This window comes from Rhizobium terricola (assembly GCF_012927355.1).
Classification (GTDB): domain Bacteria; phylum Pseudomonadota; class Alphaproteobacteria; order Rhizobiales; family Rhizobiaceae; genus Allorhizobium; species Allorhizobium terricola.
In genome coordinates this window covers 187,467-211,376 of the sequence record NZ_JABBGK010000006.1, presented here as the reverse complement: position 1 = coordinate 211,376, position 23,910 = coordinate 187,467, and the positions used below count along the sequence as shown (strand labels likewise).

At 64.0% G+C, this 23,910-nt stretch carries 21 protein-coding genes and 1 pseudogene; 11 read left to right on the top strand and 11 right to left on the bottom strand.

Translation table 11 applies throughout. From position 1 onward, the window contains the following. From HHL25_RS20725 to HHL25_RS20700, 6 genes and pseudogenes are all read left to right on the top strand, one after another. Positions 1-109 (top strand): annotated as a pseudogene (locus HHL25_RS20725) (IS110 family transposase); the annotation flags it as partial. 200 nt (positions 110-309) lie between these two features. Next, positions 310-1,470 (top strand): ABC transporter substrate-binding protein, encoded by a 1,161-nt coding sequence (locus HHL25_RS20720; RefSeq protein WP_169595134.1) that lies wholly within the window; start codon positions 310-312, stop codon positions 1,468-1,470. A 198-nt stretch (positions 1,471-1,668) separates the two neighbouring features. Beyond that, complete coding sequence (locus HHL25_RS20715; protein ID WP_169595133.1) at positions 1,669-2,658, top strand: ABC transporter ATP-binding protein; 990 nt, start codon at positions 1,669-1,671, stop codon at positions 2,656-2,658. Continuing rightward, complete coding sequence (locus tag HHL25_RS20710; protein ID WP_169595132.1) at positions 2,655-3,605, top strand: ABC transporter permease; 951 nt, start codon at positions 2,655-2,657, stop codon at positions 3,603-3,605. The genes HHL25_RS20715 and HHL25_RS20710 overlap by 4 nt, the downstream gene beginning before the upstream one ends. Then, the gene (locus tag HHL25_RS20705; RefSeq protein WP_169595131.1) at positions 3,595-4,410 is read left to right on the top strand and encodes an ABC transporter permease; all 816 of its coding nucleotides are present in this window, start codon (positions 3,595-3,597) and stop codon (positions 4,408-4,410) included. Before HHL25_RS20710 ends, HHL25_RS20705 begins: the two co-directional genes overlap by 11 nt. Positions 4,411-4,480: 70 nt before the next feature. Further along, positions 4,481-5,905 carry a gamma-aminobutyraldehyde dehydrogenase gene (locus HHL25_RS20700; protein ID WP_169595130.1) on the top strand — a complete coding sequence of 475 codons (1,425 nt, stop codon included), beginning with the start codon at positions 4,481-4,483 and terminating at the stop codon, positions 5,903-5,905. A gap of 49 nt (positions 5,906-5,954) precedes the next feature. Here HHL25_RS20700 and HHL25_RS20695 read toward each other — a convergent pair whose 3' ends face one another. Both HHL25_RS20695 and HHL25_RS20690 read right to left on the bottom strand, forming a co-directional pair. After that, positions 5,955-7,868 (bottom strand): FUSC family protein, encoded by a 1,914-nt coding sequence (locus HHL25_RS20695; protein WP_169595129.1) that lies wholly within the window; start codon positions 7,866-7,868, stop codon positions 5,955-5,957. 21 nt (positions 7,869-7,889) lie between these two features. After that, positions 7,890-8,342, bottom strand: a complete 453-nt coding sequence (locus HHL25_RS20690) for a MarR family winged helix-turn-helix transcriptional regulator (RefSeq protein WP_169595128.1) — start codon at positions 8,340-8,342, stop codon at positions 7,890-7,892. 162 nt (positions 8,343-8,504) lie between these two features. Here HHL25_RS20690 and HHL25_RS20685 point away from each other — a divergent pair, with 162 nt between their 5' ends. Further along, positions 8,505-8,945, top strand: coding sequence for an SH3 domain-containing protein (locus HHL25_RS20685; RefSeq protein WP_246701915.1), 441 nt, complete (start codon positions 8,505-8,507; stop codon positions 8,943-8,945). Between the two features lie 166 nt (positions 8,946-9,111). Here HHL25_RS20685 and tal read toward each other — a convergent pair whose 3' ends face one another. From tal to HHL25_RS20670, 3 genes are all read right to left on the bottom strand, one after another. Beyond that, positions 9,112-10,068: a transaldolase gene (gene tal, locus HHL25_RS20680; protein WP_169595127.1), complete on the bottom strand. Its 957-nt coding sequence runs from the start codon at positions 10,066-10,068 to the stop codon at positions 9,112-9,114. A 124-nt stretch (positions 10,069-10,192) separates the two neighbouring features. Then, positions 10,193-11,083 carry a methylated-DNA--[protein]-cysteine S-methyltransferase gene (locus tag HHL25_RS20675; RefSeq protein ID WP_169595126.1) on the bottom strand — a complete coding sequence of 297 codons (891 nt, stop codon included), beginning with the start codon at positions 11,081-11,083 and terminating at the stop codon, positions 10,193-10,195. A 296-nt stretch (positions 11,084-11,379) separates the two neighbouring features. Further along, a complete protein-coding gene (locus HHL25_RS20670; RefSeq protein ID WP_169595125.1) occupies positions 11,380-11,877 on the bottom strand; it encodes a DUF2244 domain-containing protein in 498 nt (165 codons plus the stop codon). 22 nt (positions 11,878-11,899) lie between these two features. On the opposite strand from HHL25_RS20670, the gene nth reads away from it, so the two are divergent. After that, on the top strand, positions 11,900-12,676 hold the full coding sequence (gene nth / locus HHL25_RS20665) for an endonuclease III (RefSeq protein WP_169595124.1): 777 nt from the start codon (positions 11,900-11,902) through the stop codon (positions 12,674-12,676). A 99-nt stretch (positions 12,677-12,775) separates the two neighbouring features. Here nth and HHL25_RS20660 read toward each other — a convergent pair whose 3' ends face one another. From HHL25_RS20660 to HHL25_RS20640, 5 genes are all read right to left on the bottom strand, one after another. Next, complete coding sequence (locus HHL25_RS20660) at positions 12,776-13,486, bottom strand: sulfate transporter family protein (RefSeq protein ID WP_169595123.1); 711 nt, start codon at positions 13,484-13,486, stop codon at positions 12,776-12,778. A 96-nt stretch (positions 13,487-13,582) separates the two neighbouring features. After that, positions 13,583-14,374 (bottom strand): carbon-nitrogen hydrolase family protein, encoded by a 792-nt coding sequence (locus HHL25_RS20655; protein ID WP_169595122.1) that lies wholly within the window; start codon positions 14,372-14,374, stop codon positions 13,583-13,585. A 94-nt stretch (positions 14,375-14,468) separates the two neighbouring features. Further along, positions 14,469-15,128 (bottom strand): exopolysaccharide biosynthesis protein, encoded by a 660-nt coding sequence (locus HHL25_RS20650; RefSeq protein ID WP_169595121.1) that lies wholly within the window; start codon positions 15,126-15,128, stop codon positions 14,469-14,471. A 139-nt stretch (positions 15,129-15,267) separates the two neighbouring features. Continuing rightward, positions 15,268-17,109 carry an ABC transporter ATP-binding protein gene (locus HHL25_RS20645; protein WP_169595120.1) on the bottom strand — a complete coding sequence of 614 codons (1,842 nt, stop codon included), beginning with the start codon at positions 17,107-17,109 and terminating at the stop codon, positions 15,268-15,270. 55 nt (positions 17,110-17,164) lie between these two features. Beyond that, positions 17,165-18,328: a M20 aminoacylase family protein gene (locus HHL25_RS20640; protein ID WP_169595119.1), complete on the bottom strand. Its 1,164-nt coding sequence runs from the start codon at positions 18,326-18,328 to the stop codon at positions 17,165-17,167. Positions 18,329-18,652: 324 nt separating this feature from the next. On the opposite strand from HHL25_RS20640, the gene HHL25_RS20635 reads away from it, so the two are divergent. From HHL25_RS20635 to HHL25_RS20625, 3 genes are all read left to right on the top strand, one after another. Continuing rightward, positions 18,653-20,359, top strand: a complete 1,707-nt coding sequence (locus HHL25_RS20635) for a peptide ABC transporter substrate-binding protein (RefSeq protein ID WP_169595118.1) — start codon at positions 18,653-18,655, stop codon at positions 20,357-20,359. Positions 20,360-20,432: 73 nt separating this feature from the next. After that, positions 20,433-21,443: an ABC transporter permease gene (locus HHL25_RS20630; RefSeq protein WP_169595117.1), complete on the top strand. Its 1,011-nt coding sequence runs from the start codon at positions 20,433-20,435 to the stop codon at positions 21,441-21,443. After that, complete coding sequence (locus HHL25_RS20625) at positions 21,436-22,347, top strand: ABC transporter permease (RefSeq protein WP_169595116.1); 912 nt, start codon at positions 21,436-21,438, stop codon at positions 22,345-22,347. The genes HHL25_RS20630 and HHL25_RS20625 overlap by 8 nt, the downstream gene beginning before the upstream one ends. A 199-nt stretch (positions 22,348-22,546) precedes the next feature. Here HHL25_RS20625 and HHL25_RS20620 read toward each other — a convergent pair whose 3' ends face one another. Then, positions 22,547-23,878: an NAD(P)/FAD-dependent oxidoreductase gene (locus tag HHL25_RS20620; RefSeq protein ID WP_169595115.1), complete on the bottom strand. Its 1,332-nt coding sequence runs from the start codon at positions 23,876-23,878 to the stop codon at positions 22,547-22,549. Positions 23,879-23,910 lie beyond the last annotated feature (32 nt).

Genomic DNA, 23,910 nt, shown 5'->3' with positions numbered 1-23,910 from the left:
CGTGGCGGCGGGCAAGCCCAGGATCGTCGCAGTCGTCGCTACCATGCGCAAACTGCTGACAATCCTCAACGCCATCATCCGGGACGAAAAACCATGGCAAAACGCTTGACTGCCAAGACAGTCGCTCTCCCCGTCAGAACGGGGAGAAGGTGCCGGCAGGCGGATGAGGGGCTATTTCGTTGTCGATCTTTCGGAAAAACCGATAGCGGCTTTCTGACAAATGAATTTGCGAATGCGGCGATTTCGCGTCACCTTCAAACTCGGGAACAAACGCCGCGATAAGGCGGCCCCCAAACGGGAGAAATTGCCATGAAGAAATTTTTGCAGTCCTGCACCGCGATCACCGCCATCGTCAGCTTCGCGACGACCGCCGTCGCCCAGGAGCCCCTGAAAGAACTCGGCAAGGGTGAAGGCGCCCTCTCCATCGTCGCCTGGGCCGGCTACATCGAGCGCGGCGAAACCGACAAGAACTACGACTGGGTCACCAAGTTCGAAGCCGATACCGGCTGCAAGGTGACCGTCAAGACCGCCGCGACCTCCGACGAAATGGTCGCCCTGATGAACGAAGGCGGCTTCGACCTCGTCACCGCCTCGGGCGACGCCTCGCTGCGCCTCGTCGCCGGCAAGCGCGTCCAGCCGATCAACACCGCCCTCATCCCCTCCTGGAGCACCATTGACGAGCGCCTGCAGAACGCGCCCTGGCACACCAAGGACGGCGTTCACTACGGCACACCCTATGTCTGGGGTCCGAACGTGCTGATGTACAACACCGAAGCCTTCAAGGATCAGGCACCGACCAGCTGGAAGGTGGTCTTCGAGGAAATGACCCTGCCGGACGGCAAGTCCAACAAGGGCCGCGTCCAGGCCTATGACGGCCCGATCTACATCGCCGACGCCGCCCTCTACCTGATGAAGCACAAGCCCGAGCTCGGCATCAAGGATCCCTACGAGCTGAACGAAGACCAGTACAAGGCCGCCCTCGACCTGCTGCGCGGCCAGCGGCAGCTGGTCGGCCGCTACTGGCACGACGCCATGATCCAGATCGACGACTTCAAGAACGAAGGCGTCGTCGCTTCCGGCTCCTGGCCGTTCCAGGTCAACCTGATGAAGTCGGAAGGTGCCAAGATCGCCTCGACCTTCCCGGAAGAAGGCGTCACCGGCTGGGCCGACACCACCATGCTGCACGTCGACAGCGAGCACCCGAACTGCGCCTACATGTGGATGGAGCATTCGCTCTCGCCGAAGGTTCAGGGTGACGTCTCCGCCTGGTTCGGCACCGTTCCGTCCGTACCGGCCGCCTGCAAGGGCAACGAGCTCTTCACCGACGAGGGCTGCACGACCAACGGTCTCGAGAACTTCGACAAGATCAAGTTCTGGAGGACCCCGACCTCGAAGTGCGAAAGCCAGGGCGAGTGCGTACCTTACCACCGCTGGGTTTCCGACTACATCGGCGTCATCGGCGGCCGTTGATAGAACCATGTGAGAGGGCTCTGCCCCTCACCCTAGCCCTCTCCCCGCCCGCGGGGAGAGGGGACATGCCCCTAGCCGTCGCAATAACGCGCGACAATTGTTGATCCGCAAGGCCAGAAAGATTCGGCCTTCTCCCCGCATGCGGGGAGAAGGTGCCGGCAGGCGGATGAGGGGCCATTCCAGCCATCCGGAGTACCTATGACCGCAGCCGTTGAATTCTCGAAGGTGTCGCGCCATTTCGGCGCCGTCAAAGCCGTCGACGCCGTCGACCTCAAGATCGCCCCGGGCGAGTTTTTCGCCATGCTCGGGCCGTCCGGGTCAGGCAAGACGACCTGCCTACGGCTGATCGCCGGCTTCGAACAGCCGACCTCCGGTCATCTCGAGATCTTCGGCGAGACCGCCGAAGGCGTTCCGCCCTACCGCCGCAACGTCAACACGGTGTTCCAGGACTATGCGCTCTTCCCGCACCTGAACATCCTCGACAATGTCGCCTATGGCCTGATGGTCAAGGGTGTCGACAAGAGCGAGCGGCTGCAGCTCGCCGAACAGGCCCTCGAACTGGTCAAGCTGCCCGGTTACGGCGCCCGCAAGCCAGGCCAGCTCTCCGGCGGCCAGCGCCAGCGCGTGGCGCTCGCCCGCGCGCTCGTCAACAAACCGAAGGTGCTTTTGCTCGACGAACCGCTCGGCGCGCTCGACCTCAAGCTGCGCGAGCAGATGCAGGAAGAACTGAAGACCCTGCAGCGGTCGCTCGGAATCACTTTCATCTTCGTCACCCACGACCAGGGCGAGGCCCTGTCGATGGCCGACCGCGTCGCCGTCTTCAACGACGGCAAGATCGTCCAGGCTGGCACGCCGGAGGAAATCTACAACCGGCCGAAGACCCGCTTCGTCGCCGATTTCGTCGGCTCCTCCAACGTCGTCGCTCCGGCAGACATGAAGAAACTCGGCGGCGAGGCGAAGTGGGCGAGCCTGCGTCCCGAAGCCATCCGCCTCGTCTCCGAAGGCGGCATTCCCGCAACCGTTCGCTCGAAGAGCTTCCTCGGCGCGGCGACCCGCCTTCATGTCGCGGCCGGCAATATCGGTCTCTCCGTCATGGTCCCGGCCGGCCAGCCCGTCCCGGCCGTCGGCGACGCCGTCCACCTGCTCTGGCAGCCGGGCGACCTTCACTACATGGACGACGCCGCATGAGCACCGTCGTCACCACGTCGATCCTTCCCGCCCGCGGCGGCCTTCTCGGCCGCGTGTCGGACCTGTTCTGGCGGCGCCCGAGCCTGCTGCTCGTCCTGATGCTGATCCCACCACTGCTCTGGCTCGGCATCATCTACATCGGTTCGCTGATCGCATTGCTGCTGCAGAGCTTCTTTTCGATCGACGAATTCTCCGGGATGGTCAGTTACGAGTTCACGCTCGCCACCTATGGCCAGCTGCTCAACCCGGCCAATTTCGACATCATCCTGCGCACGCTTCTGATGTCGATCGCGGTGACGCTCGCCTCGGCGGTGCTCGCCTTCCCGATCGCCTACTATGCTGCGCGCTACGCGACCGGCAAATGGAAGGCCTTCTTCTATCTCGGCGTCATGCTGCCGCTGTGGTCGAGCTATCTCGTCAAGGTCTATGCCTGGAAACTGATCCTCGCCAAGGAAGGCATCCTGACCTGGGTCTTCGAAAAACTGCACCTGACCTGGCTGCTCGACACCATTCTGGCGACCCCGGTGATCGGCGGAAACTCGCTGTCCATCAGCTATATCGGCACCTTCCTGGTCTTCGTCTATGTCTGGCTGCCCTACATGATCCTGCCGACCCAGGCGGCCCTCGAGCGCGTGCCGGGAAACCTCATCGAAGCCTCCGCCGATCTCGGCGCTCGCCCCGGCCAGACCTTCCGCAACGTGCTGCTGCCGCTGGCGCTGCCGGGCATCATCGCCGGTTCGATCTTCACCTTCTCGCTGACCCTCGGCGACTACATCATTCCGCAGATCGTCGGCTCCTCGCGCCTCTTCATCGGCCAGGCCGTCTATGCCCAGCAGGGAACCGCCGGCAACGTGCCGCTCGCCGCCGCCTTCTCGATCGTCCCGATCGTCATCATGGGCATCTATCTCTGGATCGCCAAACGCATGGGGGCCTTCGATGCGCTCTGACCGCTCCACCGGCGCCACCTGGCCGCTCAAGATCGCAGCCGCAGGCGGGCTCCTTTTCCTCCACCTGCCGATCCTGCTGATCTTCGTCTACGCCTTCACGACGGAGGAGAAGAGCTTCCAGTGGCCGCCTCCGGGCTTCACCACGAAGTGGTTCGCCGTCGCCTGGAACCGTCCCGACGTCTGGGACGCACTGGTGCTGTCGACCAAGGTCGCAGCGATCGCCACGATGGTCGCGCTCGTCCTCGGCACACTCGCCGCCGCCGCGGTCGCTCGCACCAAGTTCTTCGGCCGGGAGGCGATCTCGCTGCTCGTCATCCTGCCGATCGCCCTTCCCGGCATCATCACCGGTATCGCGCTGCGCTCCGCCTTCTCGCTCGCCGAGATCCCCTATTCCATGTGGACGATCATCCTCGGCCACGGCACTTTCTGTGTGGTCGTCGTCTACAACAACGCGGTCGCCCGTTTCCGCCGGACCTCCGGTTCGCTGATCGAGGCCTCGATGGACCTCGGCGCCGACGGCTTCCAGACCTTCCGCTACGTGGTGCTGCCGAACATTGCGACGGCACTGCTCGCCGGCGGCATGCTCGCGTTTGCGCTGTCCTTCGACGAGGTCATCGTCACCACCTTCACCGGCGGCCAGCAGGCAACCCTGCCGATCTGGATGCTCGAGGAGCTGATCCGCCCGCGCCAGCGCCCGGTCACCAACGTGGTCGCCATGCTAGTGGTGATGGTCACCTTCCTGCCGATCCTCGGCGCCTATTACCTGACCCGCGATACCGACACCGTCGCGGGCAGCGGAAAATGAACCCCGTCCGGACCGCGGCGATGATCCGCAGGCGGTCCGCACCTGAAAGACAAAACTGAGGGAGAACGACATGGACACGCAAATGCTGATCGGCTCGACGTTCGAGGCCGGCACGGAGACGGAAGAGAAGATCCTCAACCCGAAGACCGGGGAAGCGATCCTCGATCTGCCCGAAGCCTCCCTCGCCCAGGTGGATGCCGCCGTCGACGCCGCCGAAAAGGCCTTCGACAGCTGGTCCGCCACGACACCGGGTCAGCGCTCGGCCTACCTGCTCGCCATCGCCGACGCGATCGAGAAGGATGCCGACGGTTTCGCGGCACTGGAGAGCCTGAACTGCGGCAAGCCGATCAACGCGGTGAAGAACGACGAGATCCCGGCGATCGTCGACTGCTGGCGCTTCTTCGCCGGCGCCGTCCGTTCGCTGCATGCACCGGTGGCCGGCGAGTACCTCCCGGGCTTCACCTCGATGATCCGCCGCGATCCGGTCGGCATCATCGGTTCGATCGCGCCGTGGAACTACCCGTTGATGATGATGGCCTGGAAACTGGCTCCGGCGATTGCCGGCGGCAACACGGTCGTCTTCAAGCCCTCGGAACAGACCCCGCTCACCGCCCTGAAGCTCGCCAAGCTGCTTGCCGACATCCTGCCGGAAGGCGTGGTCAACGTCGTGCTCGGCCGCGGCGAGAGCGTCGGCAACGCGCTGATCAACCACCCGAAGATCGGCATGGTGTCGATCACCGGCGACATCGCCACCGGCAAGAAGGTTCTCGCCGCCGCATCCAAGACGGTGAAGCGCACCCATCTCGAGCTCGGCGGCAAGGCCCCGGTTATCATCTATGACGACGCCGACGTCGATGCCGTCGTCTCCGCGATCCGCACCTTCGGCTACTACAATGCCGGCCAGGACTGCACCGCCGCCTGCCGCATCTATGCCTCCGACAAGGTCTATGACAACTTCGTCGCCGATCTCGCCTCCGCCGTCTCGACGCTGAAGTTCAACCAGGCCGACGACACCGAGAACGAGATCGGCCCGCTGATCTCGAAGCGCCAGCGCGACCGCGTCGAAAGCTTCGTTGCCCGCGCCTCGGAACACAAGCACATGGAAGTCGTGGCCGGCGGCAAGGTCTCCGGCGACAAGGGCTTCTTCTACGCTCCGACCGTCATCGCCGGCGCCCGGCAGGACGACGAGATCGTCCGCCGCGAGGTCTTCGGTCCCGTCGTCTCGGTCACCCGCTTCTCCGACACGGACGACGCCATCGGTTGGGCCAACGACAGCGACTACGGCCTCGCCTCGTCCGTCTGGACCAAGGACATTTCCCGCGCCATGAAGACAGCCGCCCGGCTTCGCTACGGCTGCAGCTGGATCAACACTCACTTCATGCTGTGCAACGAAATGCCCCATGGCGGCCTGAAGCAGTCCGGCTATGGCAAGGACATGTCGGTCTACGCGCTGGAGGACTACACCGCCGTGCGCCACGTCATGATTGCGCACTGACACCAACGATCGGTGGTGCGGCCTTGACCGCGCCGCCGATCCCCATGTTTCAGCCCGCCCGCTTGAAAAAGCCGATATTCGCCTTCAGCGCCCCGGCCGCGCTGGCAACCGAAGCGCCGACGTGCTCGTAGCGCCCCAAAAGACGGCTCGCCGCCCGGTCCAGAGCAATGGCGGCCTTCAGCGGTTCCGATCCGATCTTCTTCAGCCGTTGCAATGCTGCCCTGGTGGCCCGCTCCTCGCAGTCGGATAGCGAACCATCGCGCACGAGATCCTGTAGCGACAGGATCGAGTATCCGATCGACAAGATGGCAAGCCCGCCATCCGTGACGTCGCGATGCGTACCGCCGCTCCGTTCGGCGAAGCGGATCAGGCGGAACAGACGGTGATAGAGGCGCGCACGCCATGTGAGGCGATGCTGCGAGGCGTCCTCGGCCCGCGCCATGTCCTGCAGTTCGTGAACCATCATGAAGATCAGCGTTTCGAGACGCGCACCCGCATTGAGGGGAAAGATCACCCTGTAGGCGAGGATCGCCACCAGGGGCGCCGTGACCACGGCCACGATGCTCGAAAGCATGGTCGGAAGATCCCCCGGCAGGGGGAACTCCGGATGGAGAAGCAGCAGCGACACCATCGCATAGTCGAACGCGGAGGCAAGCGTGCGCCGATGCGAGAAGAACAGCGCACCGACGAGAATGAACGGCATGGTGAGTAGTACCACCTGCAACTCGCTGGCCGCGAGCGGCCAGGCGAGGAAGCGGCAGGCAAGCGCGCCCGCCCCACCGAAGACCTGCCCGAGCAGGACGAAACGCATCGTCTGGGCCGGGTTGTCGAAGGTCGAGAAGATCGTCGTCATGATCGACAGGCCGAGCAGCAGGAAGGGTGCCGCCGCCCATCCCGTGACGACCCAGAACAGGCCGACCGCGAGCATGCAAAGCATCGCACGGATCGACGCCTGCCGCGCGCCGACCCAGTCCCGGTGCAGCACGACCGGATGGCTGCCTTGCCTGCCGGGGGCGTTCGTTACGACGGCCTGCCCAAGTGCTATGCGATGCGCGCGGATCGCCTGGCTGAGCGATTGCAGCGCTTCGCCGAGGTCGCCTTGCAGGCCTGCCCGATCGGCCGCCCGGTCGATCAGCGCCAGCGGTCCGTCCGAACCGTTGCCGCCTTCGAAGCCGACCGCCGCCTCGTCCAGCAGATCGGCCACCGCATCGCTCTGCCCATGACTACCGCGGCGGCCCGCGAGCAGCAACGAAATCTGCACGGAAAGCACCGTGCGCATGGCACGAACCGCCTGTCGCGAGCGAAATGAGCCGGCGCCGTGTGGGTCGAGCATTTCGTCGATGGCCGCCATCTCGGCCAGAAGGCTGCGCTGCTCGTCGTCGAGCGCGGTCGCACTGCCGTTCCTCAGCGACGCGGCGAGATCGCGCAGCAGACGGGCCGTCACCCGGCGCATCCGGCCGGTCATTTCCTGCTCGGCGGCGGACGGCGTCAGGATCCAGCCGATCACCAGCGCCGTCAGGACGCCCACCATGATGGTAGCGGCCCGGTCCGCGCCGAGCGCCAGCACATGGTCAGGATGGGCGGTATCGAGCAGCGCCACCATCGATGCCGAATAGCCTGACAGCATGGCTCCATAGGAGACATAGCCGCGGAGCAGGTTGCCGGCGGCAACGCAAATCCCGATCCAGATCGAAAGGCCGATCACCAGCGGTCGCGGATCAGCACCGGAAACGGCGACCAGCGCCACCCCCGCCACCACGCCGACAAGCGTGCCGAAGATGCGGAAAAAGCTCTTTTCCAGAAGCTGTCCCCGCGTTGGCTGCGCCGCCGCCCACACCGTCATCGCCGACCATTGCGGATGTTCGAGACCGATCGACCATGCGACGAGGAGGGCAAGACACGCAGCAATCGCCGTGCGCAGCGCGAAGTTCAGCCGCGGCAGGTCGAAACCGATTGCTGCCATTTTTTCCGCCATGGGCAAGGTTCAATGCTCCTCGGTTTCGGAAAGGGCCCGGATGCGGGCTTCGATCTTTTCGAACGCGCCGAGCAGCACGGTGATCTCCGCGTCGTCGAGGTTCTGCAGCATCTCGTCCTCACGCGGTATCACGCGTGCCATGATCTCGTTGACGCGCTCGGTGCCGGCCGGCGTCAGGTAGAGACGCTTCGTCCGGCGGTCTTCCGCCCCCGTGCGACGCTCGACCAGTCCCTGCCCCTCGAGGATGTCGAGGAGCCTGACGAGGCTCGAGCCGTCGAGGCCGATCCGCGCCGCCAGCTCTTTCTGCGTCAGGCCGTCGCCGATACGGTCGAGATGAAAAAGCGGCGACCACGTCGCATCGCTCAACCCGACGGCAGCCACCGCCTCGTCCACATGCTGGCGCCAGCGCCGCGACAATCCCACGAGCCGAAACCCGAATTCCCTGCGTGATGTCTTCGTCATGAAATTCGTTTGCATCACAATCATTTTGATATCAAGCAAATTCGCTCGACAAAAATTTGCGACCGCATCGCGATGCAAGGCTGGCGTTTACCTTGGTCGTGGAAAATGCGGCAACGAAAGCGTCGCTGTACTATCGTCACACGCAGTCAACGGAGTTTCCGCATGCACCGCGCCCTGTCCAACCTGGTCGCCCCAGCCGTTCTGGCCACGGCCCTCTACCTGCTGCCGCAGGCGCTGTTCGCGCAGGAACCGCAGGTCATCCCCGCGCCCGGCGTCGGCGGTGTCGCACCGATGGATGGGTATCTGTGGCATGTGCGCGGCCTGCCGCCGGGCCAGCCGCTCCCGGTCTATTCCGGCGCCGGCCCCGCCTTCCGCGTCATCCTCATGCTCGAAGAGGGAACGCCGATCGAGCGATTGAACTGCAAGGAAAGCCGCGGCGGCTTCTGGTGCCGCGTCGCCACCGTCGGGCGGCCGCGCATTAGCGGCTGGGTCGACGGCCGCTTCCTCCTGGAGGAAGCAGGCTTCGCATCGCCTGAGGACCTTCGTCCGTCGACGGATCCGTTGATTGTCATCGACCCCTTCGAGCACCCGCCGCGGCCATAAGGCGTCTCTTCTGCCCAGCGGGGAGAAGGGGGCCCGCAGGGCCGGATGAGGGAGCGAAGCTCGCCAACCATAGTCGGAGAAGAGGTAGAGCGGCTCATAGTCTGTTCCGCCCCCTCATCGCCTCGCTATGCTCGGCACTTCTCCCCGAGGGGAGAAGAGAAAGAAATCACCCAGCGAGCGCCTTGGCGATCTGGCCGCGCAGCGTGCCGAGATCCTTGGCGAAGCCGCGGATGCCTTCGGCGAGCTTTTCGGTCGCCATCGCGTCTTCGTTCATCGCCCAGCGGAAGGCCTTCTCGTCGAGCGAGACACGCGGCTCGGCCTTGACGCTTTCCGGCGAAAGAAGACGCGGCAGCGTGCCGGTCGCGGCATCGAGTTCGTCGAGCAGCTGCGGGCTGATGGTCAGGCGATCGCAGCCGGCGAGCGCTTCGATTTCACCGGAATTGCGGAACGAGGCGCCCATGACGATCGTCTTGATGCCGTTTGACTTGTAGTAGTTGTAGATCGAGCGCACGGACAGCACACCCGGATCGGTCTCGGCGGTGTAGTTCTCGCCGGTCGACTTCTTGTACCAGTCGAGGATACGTCCGACGAAGGGCGAGATCAGGAAGACATTGGCTTCGGCGCAGGCGATCGCCTGGGCCTTGGAGAAGAGAAGCGTCAGGTTGCAGTCGATGCCTTCGCTCTGGAGCACTTCCGCCGCGCGGATGCCCTCCCAGGTCGAGGCGAGCTTGATCAGGATCCGGTCGCGTTCGATGCCGCGTTCCTTGTAGCCGGCGATGATCTGGTGGGCCTTTTCGATCGATGCCTTGGTGTCGAAGGAGAGGTCGGCATCGACCTCTGTCGACACCCGACCCGGAACGAGCGCGGCAAGCGCTGCCCCGACGGACACGGCCAGGCGATCGGCAACCGCGCCGACCACGGCATCGCTCGCCCCGCCCTTGGCCTTGCCCCAGGTGATCGCTTCCTTGAACGCATCGGCAAAGGCATCGGTGCCGAGCGCCTTCAAGACGATCGACGGATTGGTGGTGCAATCGACCGGCTTCAGGCGCGCAACGGCCTCGATGTCGCCGGTGTCGGCAACGACGGTGGTCATGGAGCGAAGCTGTTCGAGTTTGGAGGTCATCGTCTTTGTCCCTGTGCTGGCCGGCAAGCCGGAAAAATCCACGCGACTATCACCAGCCGAAGATGGCAAAGTCAAGGACGGGCACCCCAGGATTTCAATCGATTTATGCACAGGTTCGACGCGATCAGCCGCCGAGTTTTCCCGCCTCCCAGCCGAGCATCGCACGTTTGCGGGTGAGCCCCCAGTGATAGCCCGTCAACGCCCCGCTCTTGCCGAGCGCCCGATGGCACGGCACCACGAAGGAGATCGGGTTGCGACCGACGGCGGCACCGACGGCACGGCTCGCGGTCGGCTGGCCGATCCTGGCCGCGATGTCGGAATAGGTGACGGCCTTGCCGAGAGGGATTTCAAGCAGGCTCTCCCACACCCGGACCTGGAAGTCGGTGCCGATCAAGACGACTTTCAGCGGCTGGTCGCCGCACCATTTTGCCGGATCGAAGACGCGTGCGGCATAAGGGGCCGTCGCGGCCTGGTCGGCGACGAAATTCGCCGCCGGCCAGCGCTCGGCCATGTCGTCGAAACAGGCTGCCTCGCCGCCTGGATCGGCAAAGGCAAGGCCCGCCAGCCCGCGATCGGTGGCCATCACCAGCGCCAGACCGAAGGGCGACGGAAAGAAGCCGTAGCGGATGGTGAGCCCCGCCCCCTTCGCCTTCCACTCACCCGGCGACATCGCCTCGTGGGTGACGAAGAGATCATGCAGCCGACCGGGACCGGAAAGCCCGAGCTCGATCGAGGTTTCGAGGAGGGGCATGCCCTCCCGGCCGAGCAGCCGCTTGGCGTGGTCAAGCGTCACCGCCTGCAGGAAGGCCTTCGGCGATAGCCCCGCCCAGCGGGTAAACGTCTTCTGGAGCTGGCTCGGCGACTGCCCGAGCCGCACCGCCATCGTTTCCAGCGACGGCTGGCTCTGGTAGTCGAGCGTCAGCATTTCGATCACCCGGCGGACCGTCTCGTAGTCGGAGCCTTCGGGCGTCACGTCGCTGATGGCGGAAAGGTCGATCTGTTGCGCAAGGGTCATGGCTTTGGTCCTCATCTGTGACCCGACTTCACCACGCGAGCGGCCAGCGCGCCACCCGTTTCTTGCCATGCCTGGTGACGGTCGATGACCTTGAGTACACGATAGCCTCTCAGCCTGACCTTCTCCCCATGAATGGGGGTGAGGAATGGTCGGCTGAGCCGACGAAACGATCCGGTGGATCGTTTCGAATGACGAACGCCCTGAGCTTGAGCTAAGGGCCGGTCAAGGTGCCGCCCTTCGACTGGCTCAGGAGGCGGATGAGGGGCTGATCACCGACCTCTCAAAGAACACCCAAGTCAGATCCGCCGCTTCACCGTCGCCAGCGCCCCCTTGAAGGCGCGCGCGAAACTCTCCCGGTCGTCGGGATTGAGGAAGGACCCGACATCGGTGCGCTTCCCCTGCCCTGCCACCTGCATCGAGACGATGCCGATCTCGTCGTGGCGCTTGACGAAGAAGCGCGCCCAAAACGGGTTGAAACGATGCTCGGTCATCCGCCCCGAGGGCGTGAACTTGCGGATCGAAAGATTGGTGCGGGAGACGATGACTTCCTCGCGAGCGCGCGCCGCCCGGTAGTTCAGCCAGAAAGCGCCGTAGAGCAGGAGGAAATCGAGGCCGAAGAACAGGCCGATCGGCCAGGCGCCGGTCGCCATGAAGAAGGCGGCATGCACGGCGCAGACGGCACCGGTGATCATCAGCAGGATGCGAAAGCCCTTGCGGCCCAACGAGCGATAGGGCACGAGCTCCGCCGCGAATATCGGCTGTTCTGCGATGGTGTCCACATTGCCTTCCGTCATTGTGCCCGACTATAGATTGTCCATGACCGACCCGATCAAGAAATCCAGCACCCAAACCTTGAAAAAGTCAAATCCCGTGAAGGCAGTTCGCAAGCCCGCGACCCGCTCGCTCTACTCGAAGGCCGAGCTCGAGGAGATTTTTCGCCGCTTCTCGATCCAAAGGCCCGAGCCGAAGGGCGAGCTCGAACACGTCAATCCCTTCACTCTCGTCGTCGCCGTGGCGCTCTCGGCGCAGGCGACCGATGCGGGCGTCAACAAGGCGACGCGCGCCCTGTTCAAGGTCGCCGACACGCCGGAGAAGATGCTGGCGCTCGGCGAGGAAAAGGTCCGCGACTACATCAAGACGATCGGCCTCTACCGCAACAAGGCGAAGAACGTGATCGCGCTTTCCCAGCGGCTCGTCGACGTTTACGGCGGTGAGGTGCCGAAGACGCGCGAAGAGCTGGTGACCCTGCCCGGCGTCGGCCGCAAGACCGCCAACGTGGTGATGTCCATGGCCTTCGGCATCCCGACGATCGCGGTCGACACCCATATCTTCCGCATCGCCAACCGGCTTCGCCTCGCCCCCGGCAAGACCCCGGACGAGGTCGAGGATAGGCTGTTGCGGATCATTCCGAAGCATTGGCTCTACCACGCCCATCACTGGCTGATCCTGCACGGGCGTTACTGTTGCAAGGCGCGCAAGCCCGAATGCGAGCGCTGCGTCATCGCCGACATCTGCAAGTCGCTGGAAAAGACCTGCGACATCCCCGCCCCGCTGGTCGAGCTTCCGCCGCAGGTCTTCGGAGAGACCGCCTAGAGCAATTCCAGCAAAACTGTGAAACGGCTTTGCGTCCGGAATTGCGTCAAAACAAAGAGATAGTGCATTTAAGGCGACTCCGTTGTCGCCTAAAATGCTCTAGACCGCCAGCGGATCGCGCTGCGTCAGCTTCTTGTGCAGGTGAACCATCATGCTGGCGGCAAACAGCGGCGTCAGCAGGTTGAGGATCGGGATCGCCAGGAAGCCGGCGATCACCAGCCCGCCGACGAACACCGTGCCGGAATGGCGCGAGCGGAACAGCCGCGCGTCCTGCGGTGAACGGAAGCGCATCGCGGCAAACTCGAAGAATTCACGCCCGAGCAGATAACCGTTGACCAGGAAGAAGGCGACGATGTTGACGCCCGGCACCAGAAGCAGCATCAGCGCCACGATATTGCCGGCGATCACGATGCCGAAGAACTTGAGCGAGGCAAGGATCGCCTCGCCGATCGGCATGGCAATTCCCGGCTGGTCCGTCGGATAGTCGCGCTTCTCGATAACCTCGGCGACGTCGTCGAGGAAAAGGCCGGCGATGATCGCCGTCACGGAGGACAACAGGAGGGCGAGGGCCAGCGCAAGACCGATGCTGGCAAACAGCCCGAAGACCAAGGTCAGCCAGCCGGCCCAGGCCGGCGTTCCGGGGAGCAGGCCTTCGACCCACGGCATCGCATAGGTCATGAAGGCCTCGCGCAGCCCGAGCCACAGGCCGGCCAGCACCAGAAGCGTCAGTCCGATCACCTTCCAGAACACGGAGCGTGTTTCGGGTGCGAAGAGATTGCGTAGCGCAAGGCCTGCCGCGTCGAGGATCATCCGGGTCTCCTTGAATGGCCGTTTCAGGTGGCCGGATCGCATGTAGGGTGCCGACGACGGGCGGACAAGATCGCGACCTTGTCCGCCTGGCCTACCTTAGCCGATGCGGTAGAGACCGGGGCGCCGGTCGACGAGATACGGATTCTGGCGGCGGCAGTCGTCATAGGCCGTCCGGTCGAGCTCGGCGACCAGCAACGTCTCGCGGGTGCCCGCCCGGGCGAGCTCGTCGCCGTCCGGACCGACGATGACCGACCGTCCTGCATAGGCGAAACTTCCCTCCTCGCCGCACAGGTCGGCATAGACCAGGAAGACGCCGTTCTCGAAGGCGCGGGTCGGCACCACCATGTCGGCGACCCGCCGGCTGATCTCGCCGCGCGGAAGCGCGGTCGGCACCAGCACCAGTTCCGCACCCGCGAGCGCCAGCGTGCGCACATATTCCGGGAACTCGACGTCGTAGCAGATCAGCATGCCGGTCCGGATGCCGAACAGATCGAAGACATGCGGCACCTCGGCACCGGGCGTGAACGAGGCGCGTTCGCCATCCCCGTAGAGATGCCCCTTGCGGTAGAATTCGCAGCTTCCGTCCGGCCGGACCAGGACGGAGGAATTGTAGACAGTCGTGCCGTCCCGCTCGGGAAACCCAGCACAGACCGCGAGATCGAATTCGGCAGCGATGTCGCAGAGCGCAGCAATGACCTCGCCGTCACGCCCTTCGGCGATCTCGGCGAACCCGTCCGGCGTCAGCCCATAGCCGCTGAGCGCGAGCTCCGGCGCGACCAGCAGTTCAGCCCCCATGTCGGATGCCGCTTCCGCCGCCTGGGCGATCTTGGCGAGATTGGCGGCCGCATCACCCGAAACGGGCTGCATCTGGTAGAGCGAAATCAGCATGGCATGTCCTGCGCGTGAGATGGGATGGGCGGACGATAGGACGGCGGGGCGGACTTTGCAAAGTGCTTCACCGGCCGCAAACAGCTTTCCCGAGTCAGATGATCGTCGCGGTCAAAAGGAGAATGAAGCCCTTGATCAGCGCGACGAGCACCCCGGCCACCACTGTCACCGAAAGGGCGAACATGAACGTGCCGAGCAGCACGCAGAACCCGTCGCGCTCCAGGATGCCGAAGGAGAACAGGCAGATCGCGATCGCCGGCAGGATATTGCCGAGCGGAATGGGCAGGATCAGGATGATCGACAGGATGAGGCAGAGCAGACCCGTCAGATATTCGACAGGCGGATAGACGAGAAAGGAAAGCCGCGGCCTCAGCATGCGCTCGCCGCGCGCCAGCCACGGCGAGATGCGGATGACGATCGAGGCGAAGTCGGCGCGCGTCATCGACCGGTTGGCGATGATCTTCGGCAGCCAGGGTGACTGGCCGAGCATCAGTTGCGCCGACAGGAATACGAGTGGCGCACCGGTCAGCGCCGAGGTGCCGGGCGGCGTCGGGACGATGTTGGGAAGCGCGAAGATCAGGATCAGCGCCCCGAAGGCGCGATCGCCCATGGCCCGGAAGATGTCGGCGACGGAGACGCGATCGAGGCTTTCGTCACCGGCGATGCTGGTCAGGATTTCGGAAAGCCGGCCGCCAAGTCTGCGCGCACGTCCCTCCCTCGGACCGTTCTCGCGCTCTCCATCGATGGGCTCCATGCAATCTCCCCGGCACTCTCTCGTCTGTCTGTTCCCGGTCATAAAGACAGACAATGACCGATGTTTGATGAACACCGTTCGAAAGGCCCTGCCGGCCGAATTGAAAGCCGGTCTGGAAGGATGCGAGGTACCCGGCGGTTCACACCTGCACGAGATGCCCGGCGGAAACCTCGCGATACTGCCGCTGCGGCGGCTGGTAGCCGACCGGTCTTACCGGGCTCTTGATCTCGTCGGTCGAAATGTTGCGCCGGATGCTGCGCCGCGCCGGGTCGGGCACGGGCACCGCCGCCATCAGTTTCTTCGTATAGGGATGCTGCGGATTGTCGAACACCGCCTGCCGCGGACCGATCTCGACGATCTCGCCGAGATACATGACGGCGACCCGGTGGCTGACCCGCTCGACGACGGCCATGTCGTGGCTGATGAACAGATAGGCGAGATTGAAGCTCTGCTGCAGGTCGAGGAGCAGGTTGCAGACCTGCGCCTTGATCGACACGTCGAGCGCCGACACCGCCTCGTCGGCGACGATCACCTTCGGATCCAGCATCAGAGAGCGGGCAATCGCGATGCGCTGACGCTGGCCGCCGGAAAACTCGTGCGGATAGCGTCGCATCATGTCCGCCTTGAGCCCGACCCGCTCGAGCAGGTCGGCGGCCTTGTCGCGCGCCTCGGCCTTGCTGCCGAGCCCGTGCTCGACGAAGGGCTCCATCACCGCCGACCCGACGCTCATGCGCGGGTCGAGGCTGGCGAAGGGATCCTGGAACACCATCTGGATGCTGCGGCGCATGTTGCGCAGCGACCGCCGGTCGAGCCGCACCACGTCGTAACCGTCGAGAGCGATGGCGCCCGCCGTCGGTTCGACGAGCCGCGTGATCGATCGCCCTGTGGTCGACTTGCCGCAGCCGGATTCGCCGACGAGAGACAGGGTCTCGCCTTCCCTGAGATCGAAGGACACGTTCTCGACGGCATGGACCGCGCCGCTCTTGCGCCCGAACAGACCGGAATGAATGTCGAAACGCGTCGTGAGGTTCTTGACCTCGAGCACCGGCCGCTTGGTGCGATCCACCCCTCCGGCCTCCGTTTCCGGAACCTTCGTCTCGCCTGTCGCGATATCGATCACCGGAAAGCGCATCGGCCTCTCGCGCCCGCCCATCGATCCGAGCCGTGGCACGGCCGACAGAAGCGCCCGCGTATAGGGATGCTTGCCGCGATTGAAGATGTCGTCCGTCGTGCCGGTCTCCACCGCCTCGCCGCGGAACATCACGATCGTCCGGTCGGACACTTCCGCCACCACGCCCATGTCGTGGGTGATGAAGAGGACGGCCATGCCCTCCTCTTCCTGAAGCACCTTGATGAGGTCGAGGATCTGGCCCTGGATCGTCACGTCGAGCGCGGTGGTCGGCTCGTCGGCGATTAGGAGCTTCGGCCGGCTCGCCAGCGCCATGGCGATCATCACGCGCTGGCGCATGCCGCCGGAAAACTGGTGCGGATAATCGCCGAACCGGCCCTTGGCATTCGGAATGCGCACCTTGTCGAGCAGGCGCAGCACCTCGGCATTGGCTTCAGCGGTCGAAACGTCGCGATGGCAGGTGATCGCCTCGGCGATCTGCTTGCCGATCGGGAAGATCGGATTGAGCGAGGTCATCGGCTCCTGGAAGATCATCGCGATGTCGTTGCCACGGACCTTGCGCATATCTTCCTGGCCGAGGGTCAGGAGTTCGCGCCCGTTGAGCTTGACGCTTCCCTCGATGCGGCTCGCATTGGCCGGCAGGAGCCGCATGATCGACAGCGACGTGACGCTCTTGCCCGAACCGGATTCGCCGACGATCGCCACCGTTTCCTTTGGCGCTATGTCGAAGCTGACGTCCTTGACCACGGAACGCCATTCGCCTCCGACGCGGAACGACGTCGTCAGATCCCTGACCGAGAGGACGGGACCGTTGCCCGAAGCTGCATTGCCGTTGACTGAAACTTCCACCATCCGACGAACCCTTTCAAACCTGCAGTTTCCAACAAGCACGTCCGGTGGCCGGAGATCACGCCGCCAGCGCGGTCTCGGCCAGCGTCACCCAGTAGCTGATGCCGTAGGGGATCGCCTCGTCGTTGAAGTCGTAGTCGGAGTGGTGGAGATTGGCGCTGTTGCCATTGCCGATGAACACGAAGCTGCCGGGCCTCGCTTCCAGCATGTAGGAAAAGTCCTCGGCGCCCATCATCGGCGCAATCTCGTTGTCGACCGCCTTGTCGCCGGAAATGCGCCGCATGACGTCGATGGCGAATTCCGTCTCGTCGGCATGATTGAACGTGACGGGATAGCCGCGCCGATAGTGCACGTCGACCCGCCCGCCGAAGCTCGCAGCAATACCGTTCGCCACCTCGGAAAGGCGTCGCTCGGCATAGTCGCGCGTCTCCGGAAGCAGCGTTCTGACCGTACCCGTGAGCTTGACCGTATTGGCAATCACATTCGAGGCCTCGCCGCCATGCACGGTCGCGACCGTGACGACGACCGACTTCAGCGGATCGACTTCGCGCGAAGCAATCGCCTGCAGCGCGATCACGATGTGGGAGGACATCAGCACTGGATCGATCGTCTTGTGCGGCTGGGCAGCATGTCCGCCCCGGCCGTGCACGATGATCTCGAATTCGTCGGCCGCCGCCATGACCGAGCCCTTGCGGGTGGCGAAATTGCCGATCGGGATGCCCGGATGATTGTGCATGCCGTAGACCTGGGAAATCCCGAAGGTTTCCATCATCCCGTCCTCGACCATTTCGCGACCGCCGCCACCGCCCTCTTCCGCCGGCTGGAAGATCACCGCGACCGAACCATGGAAATTGCGGGTTTCCGCCAGGTACTTCGCCGCGCCGAGCAGCATCGCCGTATGCCCATCATGGCCGCAGGCATGCATCTTGCCGGGGGTCTTAGAGGTCCATTCCTTACCGCTCGTCTCGTAGATCGGCAGCGCGTCCATGTCGGCGCGGAATCCGATCACCGGTCCCTCGCCGCGCATGCCCTTGATGACGGCGACGACGCCGGTTCGCCCGACGCCGGTCTTGACGACGTCACAACCGAAGGATGTCAGTTTTTCCGCGACGAATTCGGCCGTCTCGTAGACGTCGAACAGCAGTTCCGGGTTCTCGTGAAGATGGCGTCGCCAGTCCGCGACTTCGCCCTGCAACTCGCTTGCTCGATTGAGAACAGGCATGCGTCGATCCCTCGTTTATTGTTGTCGTTCGCATTCTTGTGGCGCCATACTGCGCTGCCTCAAAGCGCTTTTGCAAGCTGCAATTTTCCGCCTTGAACGCAAAATAGGCCTATGCTTAGATGGCTCAAATTTTGATCAGGCCCGCATTTCGAGGATCTCTTTTTCCAACGGGCAACCACACCGAGCGGAGGCCGAAGAATCAAAATTACGAAACAGGGTCAGTGAGATAACTTTGGACTGACCTTGATTGCCGGGAGAGCGGGAACTCTCCACGGAACGCAATGACGCTCACAACTCCAATCATAATAACAGGGGAACGACGACATGCAGAAATTCCGTATTCTATTGGCAGCTTCCGCCGCGGCATTGGCCATCCAGGCTGCCCCGGCGCTCGCCGAGCGCGGCTCGGACGGCGAACTCAAGATCCTGTTCTGGCAAGCCGTCTCCACCATGAACCCCTACCTCTCGGGCGGCACGAAGGAAGTCTATTCGGCCTCGATGGTCCTCGAGCCTCTCGCTCGCTATGACGAAACCGGTACGCTCGTGCCGATGCTGGCTGCCGAAATCCCGACCGTCGAGAACGGCGGCGTCGCAGCCGACCTCAAGAGCATCACGTGGAAGTTGAAACCCGACCTCAAGTGGTCGGACGGTTCGCCGGTAACCGCCGACGACGCGATCTTCACATGGAAATATTGCACGGCACCGGACGGCGGCTGCGCCCAGTCGGCCTATTACGAAGGCGTGACCAATGTCGAGGCCGTCGACCCGTCGACCATCAAGGTCTCGTTCGCCGAAGCCAAGCCTTACCCCTACAGCGCCTTCGTCGGCGCGCAGTCACCGATCATCCAGGCCGCCCAGTTCAAGGATTGCCTCGGTCCGAAGGCGCCGGAATGCACGGCCGCCAACTTCGGCCCGATCGGCACCGGGCCCTTCGTCGTCAAGGAATTCAAGGCCAACGACGTCATCACCTTCGAGGCCAACAAGAACTACCGCGATCCGGCCAAGCCCGCTTTCGCCACTGCAACGCTCAAGGGCGGCGGTGACGCGGCCTCCGCCGCGCGCGCCGTGCTCGAGACCGGCGAATTCGACTATGCCTGGAACATGCAGGTCGAGCCGGAAATCCTCGCCACCATGGTCGCCGCCGGCAAGGGCAAGCTCGTCACGGCCTTCGGCACGCAGGTCGAGCGTATCGACGTCAACGCCTTCGCCGTCGATCCCTCGCTCGGCGACAAGCGCTCGACGAAGGAAGCTGGTCCGCACCCGGCCCTCAAGGACATTGCCGTCCGCAAGGCCCTGTCGCTCGCCATCGACCGCGACATCATCGACGAGACCGGCTACGGCGAAGCAGGCCAGCCGACCTGCAACATCCTGCCTGCTCCGGATATCTACAAGTCGACCGATGTCGACTGGTGCCTGAAGCAGGATCTCGACGCCGCCAACAAGCTGCTCGACGATGCCGGCTGGGCCAAGGGTTCCGACGGCATCCGCGCCAAGGACGGGGTGCGTCTCTCCTTCCTCTACCAGAGCTCGACCAACTCGGTCCGCCAGGCAACCCAGGCGCTTGTGAAGGACATGTGGTCGCAGATCGGCGTCGAGGTCGAACTGCGCAACATCGCGGCCTCCGTCTTCTTCGGCGGCGACCCGGCGTCGCCCGATACCTTCCAGAAGTTCTATGCCGACGTGCAGATGTACACCAACAACTTCGACGGCACGGACCCGGAGAAGTACATGGCCGGCTGGATGTGCGACAAGATCCCGAGCCCGGCCAATGGCTGGCAGGGTGAAAACATCGTCCGCTACTGCAACGAGGACTACGACAAGCTCGTCGTCGAGCTCGGCAAGACCTCCAAGCTCGAAGAGCGTGCGGTCATCGCCAAGAAGCTCAACGACATGCTGACCAACGACGTGGCGCAGATACCGCTTATCCACCGCGGCAGCGTCTCGTCCCATTCGGTAACGCTCGAAGGCGTCAAGATGAACGCCTGGGACAGCGAGCTCTGGAACGTCGCCGACTGGTCGCGCAAGAAGTAAGTGCCCCTTCGCCGGGCCGGTTCGTTCCGGCCCGGCGATCGCATTTCCTTCGTGACAGTCTGGAGACCATCCGATGTTCACCTTTACCTTGCGGCGCCTGCTGTTCGCGGTGCCGACTCTGCTGGTCATCAGCTTCATAATCTTCGCTTTGCTCGACCTCGCCCCCAGCGACCCGCTGAGCGACCTGCCGCTGACCATTCCTCCCGAGGTGCGCGCGCAGATCCGCGAAGCCATGGGCCTCGATCAGCCCTTCTTCGTCCGCTATCTCCGCTGGCTGCAGCAGTTCTTCGTCAACGAACCGCTCAACATCTTCGAACAGATCACCGGCATCACGGTGGGGACCGGCGAGCGCATGCGCGTTCTGTCCTGGGCGACCCGAAGCCCGGTGGTCGACCTGATCGTCCAGCGTCTTCCCCAGACGCTATGGGTCGTCGGGCTGTCCTATCTGTTCGGCGTGCTGCTGGCGATCCCGATCGGCGTCGTCTCGGCTTATCGCCAGTATTCGGTCTTCGACCAAATCGGCACTTTCGTCTCGATGGTCGGTTATTCCGTCCCGACCTTCTTCACCGGCGTCCTGCTGATCGTGATCTTTTCCTCCTGGCTTCAGTGGTTCCCGTCGATCTACGACACCAACCTCGTGGTCAACGACTGGGGAAGCTTCATCCTGCAGGTGAAACAGATGTTCCTGCCGGTGATGGTGCTGACGCTCTACAACACCTCACAGATCAGCCGCTTCGTCCGGGCCTCGATGCTTGACAACCTGCACCAGGACTATGTCCGCACGGCCCGCGCCAAGGGCGTGAAGGAAAAAGTCGTGCTGCTGGTCCACGTGCTGCGCAACAGTCTGATCCCGGTCGTCACCGTCATTGCGCTCGGTGTCCCGACGATCTTCTCCGGCGCCATCATCACGGAACAGATCTTCCGCGTGAACGGGCTTGGCCAATTGCTCATCACCGCGATCCAGGGCGCCGACATCCCCCTCGTCCAGACGCTCACCTTCATCTTTGCGGTGCTGATCGTCCTCTTCAACCTGATTGCCGACGTGCTCTACGGCATTCTCGACCCGAGGATTCGCTATGACTGATGCGATTGCCACCATCGAGACCAAAGCCGGCGGCTCGTTTGCCCGCGATTTGTGGAACCAGTTCCGCGCCCATCCGGGTGGCGTTGCCGGCCTGATCGTCTTCGTCTTCATCGTGGCCGCGGTCTTTCTCGGCCCGCTGATCCACACCATCGATCCGAACAAGATCGACATCCGCGCGAAGAACCAGGGACCGTCGCTCGCCCACCCCTTCGGCACCGACAATCTCGGCCACGACATGCTGGCGCAGGTCATGGCCGGCGGGCAGATCTCGCTCGCGGTCGGCATGACGGCGATGCTGCTCGCCCTCATCCTCGGCACCTTCGTCGGGGTGCTTTCCGGCTATTTCAAGCGCATCGACGGCCTTTTGATGCGCATCACCGACCTTTTCCTGGCCCTGCCGCTACTGCCGCTGCTGCTCGTCATCATCATGCTGTTCCGCGATACGCTGAGAGCCGCCTTCGGGCCAGAAACGGGGATCTTCATCCTGATCGTCTTCGTCATCGGCGTCACAAGCTGGATGCATACCGCCCGCATCGTCCGGGGCGACGTGCTGGCCGTCAAGAGCCAGGAATTCGTGCTGGCCGCCAAGGCGAGCGGCATGTGGGAATACAGGGTGATCCTCAAGCACATCCTGCCGAACGTCATGAGTTCGATCATGGTCTCGGCGACGCTCGGCATCGCCTCCGCGATCATCACGGAATCGGCGCTCTCCTTCCTCGGCCTCGGCTTCCCCTCGGATTTCCCGACCTGGGGCCGCCTGCTGTACGACGGCGCCAACTTCCTGCAGATCAACCCGTCGCGCGTGCTGTGGCCGGGGCTTGCGATCTCGCTGACCGTGCTGTCGGTCAACTACATCGGCGACGCGATCCGGGACGCGCTCGACCCGCGGATGTTGAAACGCTGAACGACGCTTCACCTTCGCCTCCTCATGGTCGGGCTCGACCCGACCATCCACGACTGCGCACTCGGCATGGATCCTCGGCTCGAGGCCGAGGATGACGAAAGTGGAGGCGGTCTGGCCGACGCAAGGAGTACGCCCGACAAACAGATCGGCGGTCGGCCGTCGCTCCTCTGCTCCCCAATGGCGAGAAGAGGAATTCCCCTCACACCCCGCTGATCAGTTCGATCTTCGACCCGTCGAAGAAACGCGAAAGGCGGAAGTCGGTCGGATCGACGCAAGGGTTGCGTCCGGTCACCAGATCGGCGGCCAGCCGTCCGGCACCGGGCCCGATGCCGAAACCATGGCCGGAGAACCCGGTGGCGATGAAGAAGCCCGGCACGCGCTCCACCGGTGAAATGACCGGCACGGCATCCGGCGTCACGTCGATGTAGCCGGCCCAGCGCTGGGCGATCTCGGCTCCCGCGAAGACCGGATAACTCTTGCGCAGCTCGGACAGCGCATAATCCGTCCACTTTTCCGAGGGCTTCGGATCCAGCACCCGGCAGCGTTCGAACGGGCTCTGCTCGTCCATGCGCCAGCGCTGCGCCATGCGCACCTCCTCCAGGAAACGGCCCGAGACGCGGAAGCGCAGGGACTTCCATTCGCTCTTCAGCGCCGGCAGGAATTTCAGCATGTAGCGAAAACTGTCGGGCACGATGTCGACGATGTTGTCGTAGGGCGAGGCGATCGTGTAACCGCCGTCCTGGCGCTTGCGGAAGGCGAAATTGCGTCCGTAGAAGGTCTGCTCCGGACCGCCCTCGATCGGCTTCGTCCGGATGACCGTATTCATGACCTTGAGCTGCGGCAGATCGATGCCGGCATTGCGCGAGAACAAGCTCGACCACGCGCCACCCGCCAGCACCACCGACGAGCAGGCGATCGGCCCGCGCTCCGTGATCACACCCGAAATCCGGCCGCCAGCGGTCTCGATGCCACGCACGGCGCAGTTGGTCAGGAGGTGGGCGCCCTTGTCGCGCGCCGCTTCCGCAATCGCCGGTGCCGCCTTCTGCGGCTCGGCACGACCGTCTGCGGCGGTATAGAGCGCGCTCTTGAAATCATGCTTCATGCCGGGATAGAGCCCGCTGAGCTCCGGCACGTCGACCATGCGCGACTTCATCTGGTAGCCACCCAGCAGCTCCGGCCAGCCCTCGTTGTTGGCGCGATCGGCATCATCCTTCGACCCGAACACGATCCCGCACTGGCGGTAGCCGGTATCCCGACCGGTGCGCTGGTCGAGCCCCTGCCAGATGCGGATCGCTTCCGCCATCAGCGGCACTTCGCGCGGATCCCGCTGGGAGATCCGGACCCAGCCCCAGTTGCGGCTCGACTGCTCCTCGCCGATGCCGCCCTTCTCGCAAAGCGCCACCGAAACGCCGCGCTCGGCAAGTTCGAGCGCCGTCGACGACCCGATGATGCCCCCGCCGATGACGACGACGTCGACGCGGGACGGCAGCTGAGCGTCTCCCTGAACGGGAACGACCTTTGGACCGGGCATGGCGGATCTACTCCTGCAAGCGTGGGACGGGT

Coding starts and splice junctions, on each gene's coding strand:
- HHL25_RS20720 (WP_169595134.1), top strand. CDS start 310: ATGAAGAAATTTTTGCAGTCCTGCACCGCGATCACCGCCATCGTCAGC.
- HHL25_RS20715 (WP_169595133.1), top strand. CDS start 1,669: ATGACCGCAGCCGTTGAATTCTCGAAGGTGTCGCGCCATTTCGGCGCC.
- HHL25_RS20710 (WP_169595132.1), top strand. CDS start 2,655: ATGAGCACCGTCGTCACCACGTCGATCCTTCCCGCCCGCGGCGGCCTT.
- HHL25_RS20705 (WP_169595131.1), top strand. CDS start 3,595: ATGCGCTCTGACCGCTCCACCGGCGCCACCTGGCCGCTCAAGATCGCA.
- HHL25_RS20700 (WP_169595130.1), top strand. CDS start 4,481: ATGGACACGCAAATGCTGATCGGCTCGACGTTCGAGGCCGGCACGGAG.
- HHL25_RS20695 (WP_169595129.1), bottom strand. CDS start 7,868: ATGGCAGCAATCGGTTTCGACCTGCCGCGGCTGAACTTCGCGCTGCGC.
- HHL25_RS20690 (WP_169595128.1), bottom strand. CDS start 8,342: ATGACGAAGACATCACGCAGGGAATTCGGGTTTCGGCTCGTGGGATTG.
- HHL25_RS20685 (WP_246701915.1), top strand. CDS start 8,505: ATGCACCGCGCCCTGTCCAACCTGGTCGCCCCAGCCGTTCTGGCCACG.
- tal (WP_169595127.1), bottom strand. CDS start 10,068: ATGACCTCCAAACTCGAACAGCTTCGCTCCATGACCACCGTCGTTGCC.
- HHL25_RS20675 (WP_169595126.1), bottom strand. CDS start 11,083: ATGACCCTTGCGCAACAGATCGACCTTTCCGCCATCAGCGACGTGACG.
- HHL25_RS20670 (WP_169595125.1), bottom strand. CDS start 11,877: ATGACGGAAGGCAATGTGGACACCATCGCAGAACAGCCGATATTCGCG.
- nth (WP_169595124.1), top strand. CDS start 11,900: ATGACCGACCCGATCAAGAAATCCAGCACCCAAACCTTGAAAAAGTCA.
- HHL25_RS20660 (WP_169595123.1), bottom strand. CDS start 13,486: ATGATCCTCGACGCGGCAGGCCTTGCGCTACGCAATCTCTTCGCACCC.
- HHL25_RS20655 (WP_169595122.1), bottom strand. CDS start 14,374: ATGCTGATTTCGCTCTACCAGATGCAGCCCGTTTCGGGTGATGCGGCC.
- HHL25_RS20650 (WP_169595121.1), bottom strand. CDS start 15,128: ATGGAGCCCATCGATGGAGAGCGCGAGAACGGTCCGAGGGAGGGACGT.
- HHL25_RS20645 (WP_169595120.1), bottom strand. CDS start 17,109: ATGGTGGAAGTTTCAGTCAACGGCAATGCAGCTTCGGGCAACGGTCCC.
- HHL25_RS20640 (WP_169595119.1), bottom strand. CDS start 18,328: ATGCCTGTTCTCAATCGAGCAAGCGAGTTGCAGGGCGAAGTCGCGGAC.
- HHL25_RS20635 (WP_169595118.1), top strand. CDS start 18,653: ATGCAGAAATTCCGTATTCTATTGGCAGCTTCCGCCGCGGCATTGGCC.
- HHL25_RS20630 (WP_169595117.1), top strand. CDS start 20,433: ATGTTCACCTTTACCTTGCGGCGCCTGCTGTTCGCGGTGCCGACTCTG.
- HHL25_RS20625 (WP_169595116.1), top strand. CDS start 21,436: ATGACTGATGCGATTGCCACCATCGAGACCAAAGCCGGCGGCTCGTTT.
- HHL25_RS20620 (WP_169595115.1), bottom strand. CDS start 23,878: ATGCCCGGTCCAAAGGTCGTTCCCGTTCAGGGAGACGCTCAGCTGCCG.